This is a genomic window from Caenimonas koreensis DSM 17982 (assembly GCF_009646335.1).
GTDB classification, from domain to species: domain Bacteria; phylum Pseudomonadota; class Gammaproteobacteria; order Burkholderiales; family Burkholderiaceae_C; genus Ramlibacter; species Ramlibacter koreensis.
Window position 1 is genome coordinate 92,667 of record NZ_WJBU01000010.1, and the last position, 13,118, is coordinate 105,784.

At 66.3% G+C, this 13,118-nt stretch carries 15 protein-coding genes; 11 read left to right on the plus strand and 4 right to left on the minus strand.

Features of this window, described 5'->3' with window-relative positions; genetic code table 11:
- The first annotated feature begins 5 nt into the window (after positions 1-5).
- Entirely contained in the window at positions 6-260 is a 255-nt protein-coding gene (locus GHT07_RS11460) for a FixH family protein (protein ID WP_153585227.1), read from the plus strand.
- A 1-nt stretch (position 261) separates the two neighbouring features.
- Complete coding sequence (locus tag GHT07_RS11465) at positions 262-543, plus strand: hypothetical protein (protein ID WP_323740895.1); 282 nt, start codon at positions 262-264, stop codon at positions 541-543.
- Positions 544-599: 56 nt separating this feature from the next.
- Here the strand turns inward: GHT07_RS11465 and GHT07_RS11470 are convergent, their stop codons facing one another.
- The 3 genes from GHT07_RS11470 to GHT07_RS11480 all read right to left on the minus strand — a co-directional run bounded on the left by GHT07_RS11470 (position 600) and on the right by GHT07_RS11480 (position 4,488).
- The gene (locus GHT07_RS11470; RefSeq protein ID WP_153585228.1) at positions 600-1,133 is read right to left on the minus strand and encodes a hypothetical protein; all 534 of its coding nucleotides are present in this window, start codon (positions 1,131-1,133) and stop codon (positions 600-602) included.
- A 167-nt stretch (positions 1,134-1,300) separates the two neighbouring features.
- Positions 1,301-1,738, minus strand: a complete 438-nt coding sequence (locus tag GHT07_RS11475; RefSeq protein ID WP_153585229.1) for a universal stress protein — start codon at positions 1,736-1,738, stop codon at positions 1,301-1,303.
- Positions 1,739-1,767: 29 nt separating this feature from the next.
- Positions 1,768-4,488 carry a bifunctional acetate--CoA ligase family protein/GNAT family N-acetyltransferase gene (locus GHT07_RS11480; RefSeq protein WP_153585230.1) on the minus strand — a complete coding sequence of 907 codons (2,721 nt, stop codon included), beginning with the start codon at positions 4,486-4,488 and terminating at the stop codon, positions 1,768-1,770.
- Positions 4,489-4,604: 116 nt separating this feature from the next.
- Here GHT07_RS11480 and GHT07_RS11485 point away from each other — a divergent pair, with 116 nt between their 5' ends.
- A complete protein-coding gene (locus GHT07_RS11485; protein ID WP_153585231.1) occupies positions 4,605-5,045 on the plus strand; it encodes a universal stress protein in 441 nt (146 codons plus the stop codon).
- Between the two features lie 33 nt (positions 5,046-5,078).
- On the opposite strand, the gene GHT07_RS11490 is transcribed toward GHT07_RS11485, so the two are convergent.
- A complete protein-coding gene (locus tag GHT07_RS11490; protein WP_194792909.1) occupies positions 5,079-6,464 on the minus strand; it encodes a trypsin-like peptidase domain-containing protein in 1,386 nt (461 codons plus the stop codon).
- 116 nt (positions 6,465-6,580) lie between these two features.
- Between GHT07_RS11490 and GHT07_RS11495 the strand changes: the two genes are divergently transcribed.
- The 8 genes from GHT07_RS11495 (at position 6,581) to GHT07_RS11530 (ending at position 12,798) form a co-directional block, all read left to right on the plus strand.
- On the plus strand, positions 6,581-6,946 hold the full coding sequence (locus tag GHT07_RS11495; protein WP_228488305.1) for a TraR/DksA family transcriptional regulator: 366 nt from the start codon (positions 6,581-6,583) through the stop codon (positions 6,944-6,946).
- 69 nt (positions 6,947-7,015) lie between these two features.
- Entirely contained in the window at positions 7,016-7,219 is a 204-nt protein-coding gene (locus GHT07_RS11500) for a YgaP family membrane protein (RefSeq protein ID WP_153585234.1), read from the plus strand.
- Between the two features lie 19 nt (positions 7,220-7,238).
- Positions 7,239-8,753: a thymidine phosphorylase family protein gene (locus GHT07_RS11505; protein WP_323740896.1), complete on the plus strand. Its 1,515-nt coding sequence runs from the start codon at positions 7,239-7,241 to the stop codon at positions 8,751-8,753.
- Entirely contained in the window at positions 8,753-9,637 is an 885-nt protein-coding gene (locus GHT07_RS11510) for a ribose-phosphate pyrophosphokinase (RefSeq protein ID WP_153585235.1), read from the plus strand. Before GHT07_RS11505 ends, GHT07_RS11510 begins: the two co-directional genes overlap by 1 nt.
- A 72-nt stretch (positions 9,638-9,709) precedes the next feature.
- Entirely contained in the window at positions 9,710-10,159 is a 450-nt protein-coding gene (locus GHT07_RS11515) for a universal stress protein (RefSeq protein ID WP_153585236.1), read from the plus strand.
- A gap of 23 nt (positions 10,160-10,182) precedes the next feature.
- Positions 10,183-10,647: a universal stress protein gene (locus tag GHT07_RS11520; protein WP_153585237.1), complete on the plus strand. Its 465-nt coding sequence runs from the start codon at positions 10,183-10,185 to the stop codon at positions 10,645-10,647.
- A gap of 43 nt (positions 10,648-10,690) precedes the next feature.
- Entirely contained in the window at positions 10,691-12,157 is a 1,467-nt protein-coding gene (locus GHT07_RS11525) for a PAS domain-containing sensor histidine kinase (protein ID WP_323740897.1), read from the plus strand.
- Positions 12,154-12,798 carry a response regulator gene (locus tag GHT07_RS11530; protein ID WP_153585238.1) on the plus strand — a complete coding sequence of 215 codons (645 nt, stop codon included), beginning with the start codon at positions 12,154-12,156 and terminating at the stop codon, positions 12,796-12,798. The genes GHT07_RS11525 and GHT07_RS11530 overlap by 4 nt, the downstream gene beginning before the upstream one ends.
- The last annotated feature ends 320 nt before the right edge of the window (positions 12,799-13,118 follow it).

Below are 13,118 nucleotides of genomic sequence, written 5' to 3' on the forward strand. Positions count from 1 at the left end.
GCCTCATGGAACAAAGCCAACCTGCAACGCAACCCTGGTGGAAGTTTGGCCACGTGTGGCTGGTCCTGTCGGGCCCGGCCATCGTTGTGGTCGCAGGCTTCATCACGTTGTGGATCGCGGTGCAGTCGCCTGACCCGGTGATTGGTGACGGCTCTTCCTCCCAGACCGCGGAGATCCGCCGCCAGCTCGCTCGCGAGCGTGCGCTGATGCCCGCGTTGATCGGCCGCAACCACGCCGCCACACCGGCGCGGGAGAAGTAGCGTGGGGCGCCAACAGTTGCTGTGGGCGGCGTGGCCGGCATTCCTGGCGGCGTGCGCGCTGGAGCTGCTTGTGTTCGCCTTTGTCGATCCGACTGACATGCAGCTCGGCGGCCAGCCGCTCACGCTGTCACGCCAGGGCGTGTACAGCATCGCGTTCTTCCTGTTCTGGGGAATTTCATTCGCTGCAGGCGTGCTCGCGTCTGCATTGCGGCTGCCGGCTGACGATGTGGACCGCTGCCCGTTCAAGCCGGGCGACAGGCCCGACGACTGTTTGCGGCATTGAGGCTGATTGCCCGCGCTCGCCTGACTCGCCTCGCTGAGACAGGCGGAGCGCAAAACTCATCCCGACAAAGCGGCAAGCTCTTGCTTCACTTGTTCGATCTTGCCTGGCAGACTGTCCGCCTCGCGAATCCGATCATCAAAGTATTCAAGGTCGTTCGCATATTCGTGCCCCTGCGTGCCCATAATTACATCGGTGCAGTAGTCCAGCCTGGCTTCCAGTTTCTGCAGGCGCTGGGTGCAGTCGGCGATTCGCTCGCGCGTTTGCCGGATCGAGTCTTGCGCGGCACTCGCGTTGAGACGGTCAGTTAGCGCCTTAGACACGGCAGCGAGGCTGTTTAAGCTCTTTCCTCCTAGCGGCTGAACGATTGCCTTGTAGAGATCTTTTGGCAATCGCAGCAAAGGGCTGCGTGGGCCTTGCGAGGGCGTGATTGCAAGCAAGGGCGCATCGGTTTGCGTTGCCTGTGGCGGCTGCATGCTCAGCTGGCCAGGTTCATTCCGATTGGTTGTCGGAGTGACGGGGGCAACCGCATCACCATCAACCGGGCGTGATGTGATCGAGGTGCGTTGATGTCCAGTTTTGGAAATATCCATGGCAAGTCCTTGATTCGGTGCACTGTGTGGCACAGCGAAGGACATTTGTTCCCATGAATGCACATGCCTGCCGCGCGCCGAGACCTTTGGCTCGGTCATCTCGGGCGGGTGAGATGTGAGGCACGCGGCAACGAGCGAGTGCCCGCTGCCTAATGAGGTGACACCGCTCAGCCCCCACCACGCACGATCAGCACAGGCGTGGCCGCCGCGCGGATCACTTGCTCCGCACCGCTGCCCAGCAGCACGCGCTCCAGCCCCTTGCGGCCATGCGTTCCAACGACGATCAGGTCCGCGTTCCATTCACTCGCCTCACTGGCTACCGTCTCGCCCAGGCGCACGCCGAGCTTTTCGATGAACTTCCAGTCGGCGTCTATGCCCTTGGCCCTGGCGGAGGCTGCTGCTTCAGCCAGCAGGGTCTTGGCGTTTTCCTGCGCGACCGAGATCAGGTCGCCGCGGCGGTCGTGACCCGACATGAACGAGAGGTCGTCCAGCGCGTGAATGATGCGAATGCTCCCGCCTGCCTCACTCGCCATCTGCACGGCGACGCCCAGCGCCTTCTTTGATGTCTCGCTGCCGTCGATGGGGACCAGAATTCGCTTGAACATTTTTATCGCTCCTGTGCTGACGGGGGACTTCATCTTGGTTGATCGGGCGCATCGCAGGCTTGACTTGCGTCAAGGACCCGGCGCATGTGCACCAGGTTGTCGTCAGTGGCCCGCACGCTGAAGCCCTTTTGCGTTGCAAGCGCTGCCATGCCGCGGTTGTCCTTCAGGCACTGGCCCAGCACTTCGGCCGTGCCGCGCCGCTCCAGGTAGCGAAGCAGCTTGTCCATCAGCACGCTGCCCAGCCCGCGTTTTTGCCACTGGCTTGCGACCTGGATGGCGAACTCGGCCTGGCGGTTGTCGGGGTCGCACACTGCGCGCACTTCGCCTGCGATGGCATCGCCGTCCATGGCGACGAAGGTCATCTCGCGGTCGTAGTCGATCTGGCAGTAGCGCGCCAGTTCCGAGTGCGGCACCACGCGCCGCGCCAGGAAGAACCGCAGCCGCATGTCGTCGGGTGTGGCTGCTGCGTAGAAGGACTTCAGCCGCTCGCCGTCGTCGGGGCGAATGGGGCGCAGCAACATTGCGCTGCCGTCCACGGTTGCGCTTTGCTCCAGCTCTGATGGGTAGGGCCGCAGCGCGAGCCGGCCATCGCCCGGCAGCGCAGGCGTGCGCACGCGAATGCGCGCATCCACGGCCAGCACACCGTGCGGGCCGGCCAGCAGCGGGTTGATGTCCAGCTCGACCACGCCTGCCAGGTCGCAGGCGATGGCTGACAGCTGCAGCAGCGTTGCGGTCACGGCGTTCATGTCTGCTGGGGCCTTGCCGCGATAGCCTTTCAACAGGCGGCCTACTTGCGTGTGCGCGACCATGTCATTGGCCAGGACATCGTTCAACGGCGGCAGGCCAATGCTGCGGTCACCGCGCAATTCGACTTCCGTTCCGCCTTCGCCAAACAGCACGACGGGGCCGAAGACAGGGTCAGTCGAAATGCCGGCGATCAGCTCGCGCATGCCGCTTGCCACAGCCATTTTCTGCACCGTGTAGCCGGTGACGTGCGCGTGCGGAACATCGTGTGCCACACGCTGGCGCATGCGGATGGCCGCGTCGTGCACTTCATCGCCACTGCGCAGGCCGAGCACGACGCCGCCTACGTCGGATTTGTGCAGGATCTGCGCAGACAGGATCTTCAGGGCGACGGGATAGCCCAGGTGCGCTGCTGCAGCCACTGCCTCGTCGGGCGTGCGCGCCATGGCGGTGGCGACGGTGGGGATGCGGTAGCACTCCAGCAGCGCCATTGCCTCCACCTCGTCGAGCCACTCGCGGCCGTCGCGCAGCGCTTGCGCCACGATGGCCCGCGCCTTCTCGCGGCTGTGCGGGTCAGGCGCTGCAGCGCCATCGCTCGCAGCGTGCGGCCGTGCTGCTTCCGGCAACTGCAGCAGCGCCTGCTGGTTGCGCTGGTAGTCCTGCAGCTGCAGCCATGCGGCGACTGACCTTTCGGGCGTGCTGTAACACGCGATGCCTTGTGCCTCGCTCGTCTCACGCGCGGACTTCACGCTGGTGCCACCCAGCCAGCACGCGATGACGGGCTTGCCCGCACCTTTCATCAGTGGCAGGCAGGCATTGGCAATGTCGGGCGCAGGCACGATCGCCGTGGGCGCATGCATGAAAAGCACGCCATCGACTTCGGGCGCGGCAAGCAGCACTTTCAGCGCGTCGGTGTAGCGGCCCACCGGCGCATCGCCAATGATGTCGATCGGGTTGCCGCGCGACCAGCCTGTGGGCAGCGCTGCATCCAGCGCCAGCAGGCTTTCCTGGGACAGCTTTGCCGGTGTGCCGCCGCGCAGCTGCAGTGCATCAGCAGCAAGCACCCCGGCGCCGCCGCCATTCGTGAGGATGGCGAGCCGCTCGCCGCGCCACGGTTGCGGATGGGCCAGCGTCTCGGCCGCATCGAGCAGTGCTTCGAGCGTGTCCACGCGCAGCATGCCTGCACGTTTGACGGCCGCATCGAACACCGTGTCTGATCCGGCGAGCGCGCCCGTGTGCGACGCCGCCGCCTTCGCGCCGTCGGGTGCACGGCCTGCCTTGACCACGATCACCGGTTTGTTGCGCGCGGCGGCACGTGCGGCCGACATGAACTTGCGCGCATGCTTGATCGACTCGACGTACATCAGGATGGCGCGTGTGTTCGAGTCACTGCCGAGGTAGTCGAGCAGGTCGCCGAAGTCCACGTCGGCACTGTCGCCGAGCGACACAAAGTTCGAAAAGCCGATGCGCCGCTCGTTCGCCCAGTCGAGCATTGCCGTGGCCAGCGCGCCCGATTGCGTGAGGAATGCCAGGTGCCCCGGCAGCGCCTGGCCAGGCGCAAAGCTCGCGTTCAGGCCAATCGCGGGCGCGAGCAGGCCGATGCAGTTGGGCCCCAGCACGCGCAGCAGGTAAGGGCGCGCTGCATCGAGCATCGCCTGCTCGATCGTCACGCCCGGTGTGGCCGACGGCACCCGCAAGCCCGCGGTGATGACGATGGCTGCGCGCGTGCCCTTGCGGCCGAGCGCATCGATGATGCCGGGAATAGTCGCGGCGGGCGTGCAGATCACGGCCAGGTCGGGCGCGTGCGGCAGCGATTCGACATCGGCGAAGGTCTGGATGCCGCCTATCGTCTGCGGCTTGGCATTGACGGGCCAGAGCGGCCCGGCAAAGCCCCCCTGCACCAGGTTGCGCCAGACCACCGCGCCCAGGCTGGCCTCGCGCGACGACGCGCCGATGACAGCGATGGACTGGGGCTGGAAAAGCAGATCAAGATGGCGAACACTCATGGGCAAACTCCTGTGGACCGCATCTTCAGGTGCGCGACAGCGCGTGTGTTTGACACGCCTCAAGTGCGGGCGACTTGCCGGCAGGCAGCATCGGGGCTTCACAAGTGAGGTGTTTCATGTTCAAACATATCCTGCTGGCCACTGACGGCAGCCCCGCCAGCGAAAAGGCTGTCGCCATGGCCGTGGATCTGGCTCGTACGCACGGCGCAAAGATAACGGCTGTGTACGTCATCGACCCGTATCCGTACATTGGCATTGGCGATACCAACCCCATGGGCCTGCAGGCCTACATGTCGGCGGCGCAGGACCATGCGGCGCAAGCCCATGCACACGTGGAGGCCCTGTGCGAAGCGGCCAACCCGCGCGTCGAGCTGCAACTGCGCCTGCTCGAAGACGTGGCAACCGCCAAGGGCATCGTGCAATGCGCCAACGACGAGCAGGCCGATCTCATCGTGGCCGGATCGCATGGCCGCTCGGGCCTGTCGGGCCTGCTCCTGGGCAGCGTATCGAGCAAGCTGGTCACGCTCGCGCAGGTGCCCGTGCTGGTGGTGCGTTAAAGCCCTTGCGGGCGATCCCGCATCGCCCGGGCGTCAAGGCTCAGACCGTGTGACGGGCAGGTAGACCAGCGCGTCAGCGCGCGCCACGAGCAACGCCACCACAGGCACGTTGCCCACGCGCGACAGCGCCGCGTCGAACGCCGCCGCATCATCGACCGCGATACCGTTGACCGCCACGATGCGGTCGCCTGGCTCGACACCGGCCACCAGTGCGGGCCCCGCCACTGACTCGACGTAAAGGCCCGCTTGCATGGCCGCACGCCGGGCCGTGTCCAGGCTCAAGCCCAGCCTGGGAAGGGGTGTGTGCGGCTGGCTGCTTTGCAAAGGCATGTCGGGCGGCAGCGCAGCGGTGCGCAGGGCAATGGTGCGTTCGCTGCGGTCGCGCCAGATGGTGAGCGACAGCTCAGCGCCCACGGCGCTTGCGGCAATGCCTTCTTCAATGTCCGCCCATGAGCCAGCTGCTACGCCATTGATCGCCAGCACGATGTCACCGCTGCGCACACCGGCCCGCGCGGCGGGCCCGTCGCCAAGCACATCGACAACGATGCCGCCACGCGGACGGTCGAGGCCGAACGCCGTCGCCAGGCCCGCACTCACGCCCTGCAAGTGCGCGCCAATGGTCGCCGTACGCACATGCCCGCGCTGCTTCAGCTCGCCCACCACCTGCAGCACGCGGGCCACCGGCACCGCGAATGACACGCCCAGGAACATGCCGGTGTCTGAATAGACCATCGAGCTCATGCCCACGACATGGCCCCTGGCGTTGAAGAGCGGGCCACCGGAGCTGCCGGGATTCATCGCGACATCGGTCTGGATCATGCCCACGCCATTGCTGCCCGGCAGGTACCGGGGAAACGCGCTGACGATGCCTGCATTGACCGAATAGTCGAAGCCGAAGGGCGTGCCCAGCGATGCCACCCATTCGCCTGTGCACACCGGCCGCGGTGCTGCCTGGACCACCGGCAGGCCTCGCGTCTCGATCTTGAGCAGGCTCACGTCGCTGCGGCGGTCCAGGCCCGCGACGCGAGCGCGAAAAGTGCGGCCGTCCGCCAGCACCACCCATGTTTGCCCGGCGGACCTCACGGCGTGCGCGGCGCCCACGATGTAGCCATCCGCGTCGATGACGAAGCCCGATGAATAGGCGCGCTCGGCAGACGTCTCGCCCGATCGCTCACGCACGACCACGATCGTGACGACGGCGGGCGCGATGGCCGCCGCCGCCGCGGTGAAGTCCCGCGGGCGGCGGGGCGTGTCGAGATCGAGCGTGCACAGGTTGGCGGCGGTGTCCGCTCGATCGGCAGCGCGCGCGAGCGGCGACGCGAGCAGGCTGCACAGCGCAATCACCAGCAGCATCACGGGGGCGGCCGCACGCGAGCGCGCCGGATGAGCGCAGGCAGCAGGTTGAGCAGGACGAGTCATAGCGCAGGCCATGGCGGCAGAGTCTGTTCGCGTTTTGTCAGTGGCCATTGACGAGGATCAACACGCTGTGCGATCGGCGGGCGAAAAATGGAATGCATCACAGGAGACCCCTCGTCATGACCGCTACATCCACACCGATCCACACGGACTACCAGCAGGCGCTGGCTCGCCGGGAGGCCGAGTTGCGCTCGCTCATGAGTCTGGCGACGCAGGCGAGCGAGTCGGTGGACGACGGCGAAGTCAGCGACTTCAAGGACATCGCCGCTGTCGATGCGCAAGGCGAAGTCGATGAAGCGCGCGTCTGGAGCGCCGCGCAGGAACTCGCACAGGTGCAAGCCGCCTACGCACGCCTGCGCGAGGGCACCTACGGCACCTGCCAGGACTGTGGCGAGCCCATCGAGCCGGCGCGTTTGCATGCGCTGCCTGAAGCCGCGTTCTGCACGTCGTGCCAGTCTGCGCATGAGCGCCGCCGGCCAGCCTGAGTCGTGCCCCATACTGTTCACGCCATTCAAACCACGCGGGCGCACCGCCCCCAACCCAAGGAACTTGCAATGAAAGTCAATGAAGGAACTCTTGATCGTGCCGTGCGCGTCGTCGCGGGCCTGGTGCTCATTGGCCTGGCTGCCACCAACACGATAGGCATGTGGGGCTACATCGGCGTTGTGCCGCTGTTGACCGGTGCTGTTGGCATGTGCCCGCTTTACACGCTGCTGGGCATCAACACCTGCCCGGCGCCGGGCAACTCCGCCAAGTAAGGCAACGCCACCGCGGCGCGTGGACGCTACGCCCCACAACCGCTTGCGGCTGCGCCGCCTGGGTATCGACACGTACCAGCAGCCGGTGCTTTACATGCACCGCGACTGCCCCGTGTGCCGGTCCGAAGGCTTCGAGGCCGAGTCGCGCGTGCAAGTCACGCATGGCGACAAGTCGATCATCGCCACGCTCAACGTCGTGACGGGCGACTTCCTCGTGCCCGGTGAAGCGGGCCTGTCTGAAGCTGCCTGGCGCCTGCTCGACGGGCGCGAGGGCGACGAGGTGGCGCTGAACCATCCCAAGCCACTCGAATCGCTGGGCTTCGTGCGCGCCAAAGCCTATGGGCGCCGCCTGACCGAAGCAGCCATGCAATCCGTCGTCACCGACATTGCTGCGGGCCGCTACTCCGACTTGCAGCTTGCAGCCTTCGTGACCGCCTGTGCGGGCGACAGGCTGGCCGCTGACGAGACGGTCATGCTCACCCGCGCCATGGTCGATGCGGGCGAGCGCATCGAGTGGGGCGGCGGCACGGTGATGGACAAGCACTGCGTGGGCGGCCTGCCGGGCAACCGCACCAGCATGATCATCGTGCCCATCGTCGCCGCGTGTGGCCTGCGCATGCCCAAGACATCGTCACGCGCCATCACGTCACCCGCCGGCACGGCCGACACGATGGAAACACTCGCGCCTGTCGATCTCGATGTGCCGGCGATGCGCCGCGTGGTCGAGGCCACGGGCGGCTGCATCGTGTGGGGCGGCTCGGTGCGCCTGAGCCCGGCCGACGACGTGCTCATACGCGTCGAGCGGCCACTTGACCTGGACAGCCAGGGCCAGCTCGTCGCGTCGATCCTGTCGAAGAAAGCGGCCGCCGGATCGACGCATGTGCTGATCGACATGCCCATCGGCCCGACAGCCAAGGTGCGCAGTGCGGCTGCCGCAGATGACCTGTCGGCATTGCTGGAATTTGCGGCGCACGCCATCGGCTTGAACGTGCGTATCGCACGCACGGACGGCCTGGTGCCCGTGGGGCGCGGCATTGGCCCCGCGCTGGAAGCGCGCGATGTGCTGGCCGTGCTGCAAAACCAGAACAGCGCGCCGGCTGACCTGGTGGGCAGGGCGCTCGCGCTGGCTGGCGAACTGCTCGAGTTCGGCGGCGCCGCGCCGGCAGGTGAGGGTCTGGCGATGGCATCGCAGGTGCTTGCCGACGGGCGCGCCTGGCGCAAGTTCCAGGACATCTGCCAGGCGCAGGGCGGCATGCGCGCGCCGCCCGTTGCTGCCTATGTCGTGGAGTTCGAGTCGCGGCGCAGCGGTGTGGTGCTGGGCATCGACAACCGGCGGCTCTCGCGCATTGCCAAGCTGGCGGGCGCGCCGTCTTCACCTTGCGCGGGGCTGGACCTGCATGTGGCGGCCGGCGACTTTGTCGAGCGTGGCCAGCCGCTTTTTGCCATCCACGCACAGTCGCCCGGCGAGGCCGCGTATGCGCTCGAGTACGCCTCGGCGCAGATCGACACCATCCACATCCTGAGGGACGCCTGATGCTCCTGCTGACCCTGCCCGGCGGCGCTGCGCTGGCGGCGGCGCTGGCCACACAACTGCAGTGCAGCTGGTCACCCCTGGTGGTGCACCGGTTTCCGGATGGCGAGCAGCTCGTGCGCATCGGCTGCGACGTGCAGGGCCAGCGCGTGGTGCTCGTCGGCAGTCTTCACCAGCCAGATGCCAAAGTGCTGTCGCTGCTCTTTGCAGCCGATGCCGCACGCGAGCTCGGCGCGCTGTCGGTGGGTTTGCTGTGCCCGTACCTGGCCTACATGCGGCAGGACATGCGGTTCCAGCCAGGCGATGCGATCTCGTCGAAGACATTCGCGCGCGTGTTGTCGCAGGCGGTTGATTTCCTCATCACGGTCGATCCGCATTTGCACCGCTGGCACGACCTGTCGCAGATCTATTCCATCCGCACGCGGGTCGTGCCCGCGGCTGAGGCGATCGCGCAGTGGATACGCGGGCATATCGAGTCGCCCGTGCTGGTCGGCCCCGACTCGGAGAGCCGGCAGTGGGTCGAGCAGGTGGCGGCGCTCGCGCAGGCGCCGTTCTTCGTGCTCAACAAGACGCGGCATGGCGACAGGGATGTGACGCTCGATGCCGCACCCCGGCTGCTGCTCGGCTCGCACACGCCGGTGCTGGTGGATGACATCATTTCCTCGGGTGCAACGGTGCTGGCGGCAGGGCACGCGCTGCGCGCAGCCGGCTCGCGCCCGCCGGTGTGCATTGGCGTGCACGCGCTGTTCGCGCCTGAACTGCAGGCTGCATTGCTGCAAGCAGGCTACACGCAGGTGGTCACGTGCGACACCGTGCCGCATGCAACCAATGGCATCAGCATGGCCGGGCCACTGGCCGCAGCGCTGCTCGAGATGAACAGCGGCTGATTGATCCGCGTCAACTGGCCGCCCGCGCACAGGGCCATGATGAAACGGTGTTCATCCACTGACGGAGCTCCCATGTTCAAGCGCATTCTCGTGCCCATCGACGGCAGCCCCACGTCCAACAAAGCGCTGGTCGCGGCGCTGAATCTCGCTCGCGATGCGGGCGCCAGCATTCGCCTGGTGCACACGCTGGACCAGCTCGTGTACCTGGGTGCCTACGACTACAACCCCAACTTGCTCAGCGTGGTGCGCGAAGACGCCAGCCGCGTGCTGGCCGATGCGCTCGCTATTGCACAGGCCGCCGGCGTCGAGGCTGACACCGTGCTCATCGACGACCCGGGCCAGCGCCTGGGCATCAGCGTGGCCGAAGAGGCGAAGAAGTTCGGCGCCGACCTGATCGTGGTTGGCACGCACGGCAGGCGCGGTGCGGGTCGTGTGCTGCTGGGCAGCGGTGCGGAAGAAATCCTGCGCCTGGCGCCCGTGCCGGTGCTGACCGTGCGCAGCGAAGAAGACAAGGCGGCCTGATCGGCAACGAGCGGGAAATCGTCATGTACAAGAAAATCCTCGTTGCCGTTGACGGCAGCGATGTGTCCAACGCTGCGCTTGACTACGCAATCAAGCTCGCTTCCACGGTCTATGCAACGTTGCGTCTCGTGCATGTGCTGGAAGGCCCTTCGCACCTGCCTGGGGATGACCGCCGCAGGTCGCTCGCCCAAACCTATGTGGACGCACTGCGCCAGGAGAGCGACCGCGTGCTGTTCGAGGCTTCGGTGCGGGCCCGGCGCGCAGGCGTTGAGGTCGAATGCATGCTGGCCGAAAGCGATACCGAGCGTGCAGGGCATGCCATCGTCACGCAGGCCAAGCTGTGCAATGCCGACCTGATCGTGGTCGGCACCCATGGCCGCCGCGGGCTGCATCGGGTGCTGATGGGCAGCGACGCCGAGTACGTCGTGCGCCATGCAAAGCCGCATGTGATGGTCATCCGCAATGGGGCACTAACACCTTCGGCCTAATTGATGAGTTCGCTTTGGTGCATCCGTGAGCTAAATTCGGGATGTGCTCAACCTCATTGCCTCCGCCCTGGGAGACGACCCTTCGAATGCATCCGCGCTCCTGGCCGGCCTGCTCGACTCGGCAATGGATGCCATCATCACGGTGGACAGCCGGCAGCGAATCGTTTTGTGCAACCGCGCGGCCGAAAGGCTCTTTGGCTGGCCGCGCGAGCAGTTGCTGGGCGAGCCGATCGACAAGCTGATCCCGGTGCGCTTTCGCGCCGCCCATGCCGCGCACATCACGCGCTTCGGGGCGACGGGCGTCACGTCGCGGCGCATGGGCGGCGTCACCGCCATCAAGGGAATGCGCGCCAACGGCGAAGAATTCCCGATGGACGCGTCGATCTCGCACCTGGACACGCCCAATGGGCACCTCTACACAGTCATCCTGCGTGACATCACCGTGCGCGTGCTGGCCGAAGAACGCCATGTGCGCCTGTCGGCACGGCTGGCAGGGCTGCTCGATTCGGCAATGGACGGGATCATCACCGTCGACGAAGGCCAGCGCATCGTCATGTACAACCGCGCCGCCGAGCACATCTTCGGCTGGCCCACCGACGAGGCGATCGGCCAGCCGCTGGGCAAGCTCATGCCCGAGCGGTTCCGCCAGGCGCACGGCGATCACATCCGCAGGTTCGGCGAACACGGCGTGACGTCGCGGCGCATGGGCGACGGCACCCTGATCATGGGGCGGCGTGCCGACGGCGAGGAGTTCCCGATGGACGCCTCGATCTCGCAGCTCGATACGGTGGACGGCAAGCTGTTCACCGTGATCCTGCGGGATGCGACCGAGCGCGTGCGCGCGCAGGAAGAGCGCAGTGAGTTTGCCGTTGCCGCGCAGGCCATCCGCGAAGAGGAAAAGACGCGGGTGGCGCGCGAGCTGCACGACGAGCTCGCGCAGTCGCTCACCGCGCTGAAGATGGACACGATCTGGATTCGCGAGCATGCGCAGGAGTCGCCTGAGGAAACCTCGGTGAAAATCACCGGCATGCTTGACATGCTCGACCGTGCCGTGGCGTCCACTCGCCGCATTGCCGCTGATTTGCGCCCGCTGCTGCTGGACGACCTGGGCCTGGGCCCGGCCATCGACTGGCTGGCCACCAATTTCACGCAGCGCTCGGGCGTGAAGGTGGTGCTGGATGTGCCCGAAGACCTGGACCTGCGCGAGCCCTACGCCACTGCCGTGTTCCGCATCGTGCAGGAGTCGCTGCAGAACATCGCCAAGCACGCGCAGGCGCACAGCGCAGCGGTCTCCGTGACGATCGCGCCCCACATGATCCGGCTGGAGGTTCGCGACGATGGCAAGGGTTTCTCGCCGACGGCCACGCGCCGGCCCGAGTCGCTGGGGCTCATGGGTCTGCAAGAGCGCGCCCAGCTGCTCAAGGGCTCGGTCGAGATTGACAGCGCACCTGGGCGCGGCACCAGCGTGGTGGTGCGTATCCCCGTGAACGAGCAGGACGCGCGCGCATGATCCGCATCGTCATTGCCGATGACCACGCCATCGTGCGTGAGGGGTTGAAGCGCATCGTCTCCGAGGCCGAAGGCATGCAGGTGCTGGGCGAGGCCTGCGATGGCACCGAGGTGATGCAGCGTGTGCGCGAACTTGAATTCGATGTGCTCGTGCTCGACTTGTCGATGCCCGGGCGCAGCGGCATGGAGCTGATCAAGCTGGTGAAGGCCGAGCGGCCCAAGCTGCGCATCCTGATTCTGTCGATGCACCAGGAGTCGCAGTACGCCGTGCGCGCCATCAAGTCCGGCTCGAGCGGCTACCTGACGAAGGAGAGCGCGCCGTCGCAGCTGGTGCAGGCCATCCGGCGCATCGCAGCCGGTGGCGCCTATGTCACGCCCGAGGTCGCCGAACAGCTTGCGCTCGGCGCCATGCCCGGCGCGCAGGAGCAGGCGCCTCACCAGTCATTGACGGATCGTGAGTTCCAGGTGTTCCGGCTGCTGGTCGATGGTGAATCGGTGTCGGCGATTGGCGAGCAGCTGAGTCTGTCGGTCAAGACGGTGAGTACGCACAAGGCGAACCTGATGCAGAAAATGGGGCTGCATAACGCCAGCGAGCTCGTGCGGTATGCGGTCAAGCATGGGTTGGTGGACGCGGATTCTTGAGCTGTTTGTTGTGCTGTGGCCGCGGTTGTTCGGGGCGCTCTCTTCTTCAGGGCGCTCTGTTTGTTCAGGGCGCTCTGTTTGTTCAGGGCAGCTCGCGGCAGGCGGACTCTGGCGCGGCCTCCTGCTGTGACGGTTTGCGCTTGTCGCGCAAACTTCGCTTTGAAATTTTCCTTCGGACCGGTGCGAAAGAAACTCGCTGCGAGTTTGCAAGCAAACTCTCCGCTCAAACAACTTTCGCAAGTCAGTGCACGAGTCGCGCTAAAGCGCGATCCGGTCCGAAGGAAAATTTCAAAGCCGCTCACAAAAGTCGGCCGCGCCAG

Coding starts and splice junctions, on each gene's coding strand:
- GHT07_RS11510 (WP_153585235.1), top strand. CDS start 8,753: ATGCTCCTGCTGACCCTGCCCGGCGGCGCTGCGCTGGCGGCGGCGCTG.
- GHT07_RS11470 (WP_153585228.1), bottom strand. CDS start 1,133: ATGGATATTTCCAAAACTGGACATCAACGCACCTCGATCACATCACGC.
- GHT07_RS11490 (WP_194792909.1), bottom strand. CDS start 6,464: ATGACTCGTCCTGCTCAACCTGCTGCCTGCGCTCATCCGGCGCGCTCG.
- GHT07_RS11485 (WP_153585231.1), top strand. CDS start 4,605: ATGTTCAAACATATCCTGCTGGCCACTGACGGCAGCCCCGCCAGCGAA.
- GHT07_RS11495 (WP_228488305.1), top strand. CDS start 6,581: ATGACCGCTACATCCACACCGATCCACACGGACTACCAGCAGGCGCTG.
- GHT07_RS11480 (WP_153585230.1), bottom strand. CDS start 4,488: ATGAGTGTTCGCCATCTTGATCTGCTTTTCCAGCCCCAGTCCATCGCT.
- GHT07_RS11500 (WP_153585234.1), top strand. CDS start 7,016: ATGAAAGTCAATGAAGGAACTCTTGATCGTGCCGTGCGCGTCGTCGCG.
- GHT07_RS11530 (WP_153585238.1), top strand. CDS start 12,154: ATGATCCGCATCGTCATTGCCGATGACCACGCCATCGTGCGTGAGGGG.
- GHT07_RS11520 (WP_153585237.1), top strand. CDS start 10,183: ATGTACAAGAAAATCCTCGTTGCCGTTGACGGCAGCGATGTGTCCAAC.
- GHT07_RS11475 (WP_153585229.1), bottom strand. CDS start 1,738: ATGTTCAAGCGAATTCTGGTCCCCATCGACGGCAGCGAGACATCAAAG.
- GHT07_RS11460 (WP_153585227.1), top strand. CDS start 6: ATGGAACAAAGCCAACCTGCAACGCAACCCTGGTGGAAGTTTGGCCAC.
- GHT07_RS11515 (WP_153585236.1), top strand. CDS start 9,710: ATGTTCAAGCGCATTCTCGTGCCCATCGACGGCAGCCCCACGTCCAAC.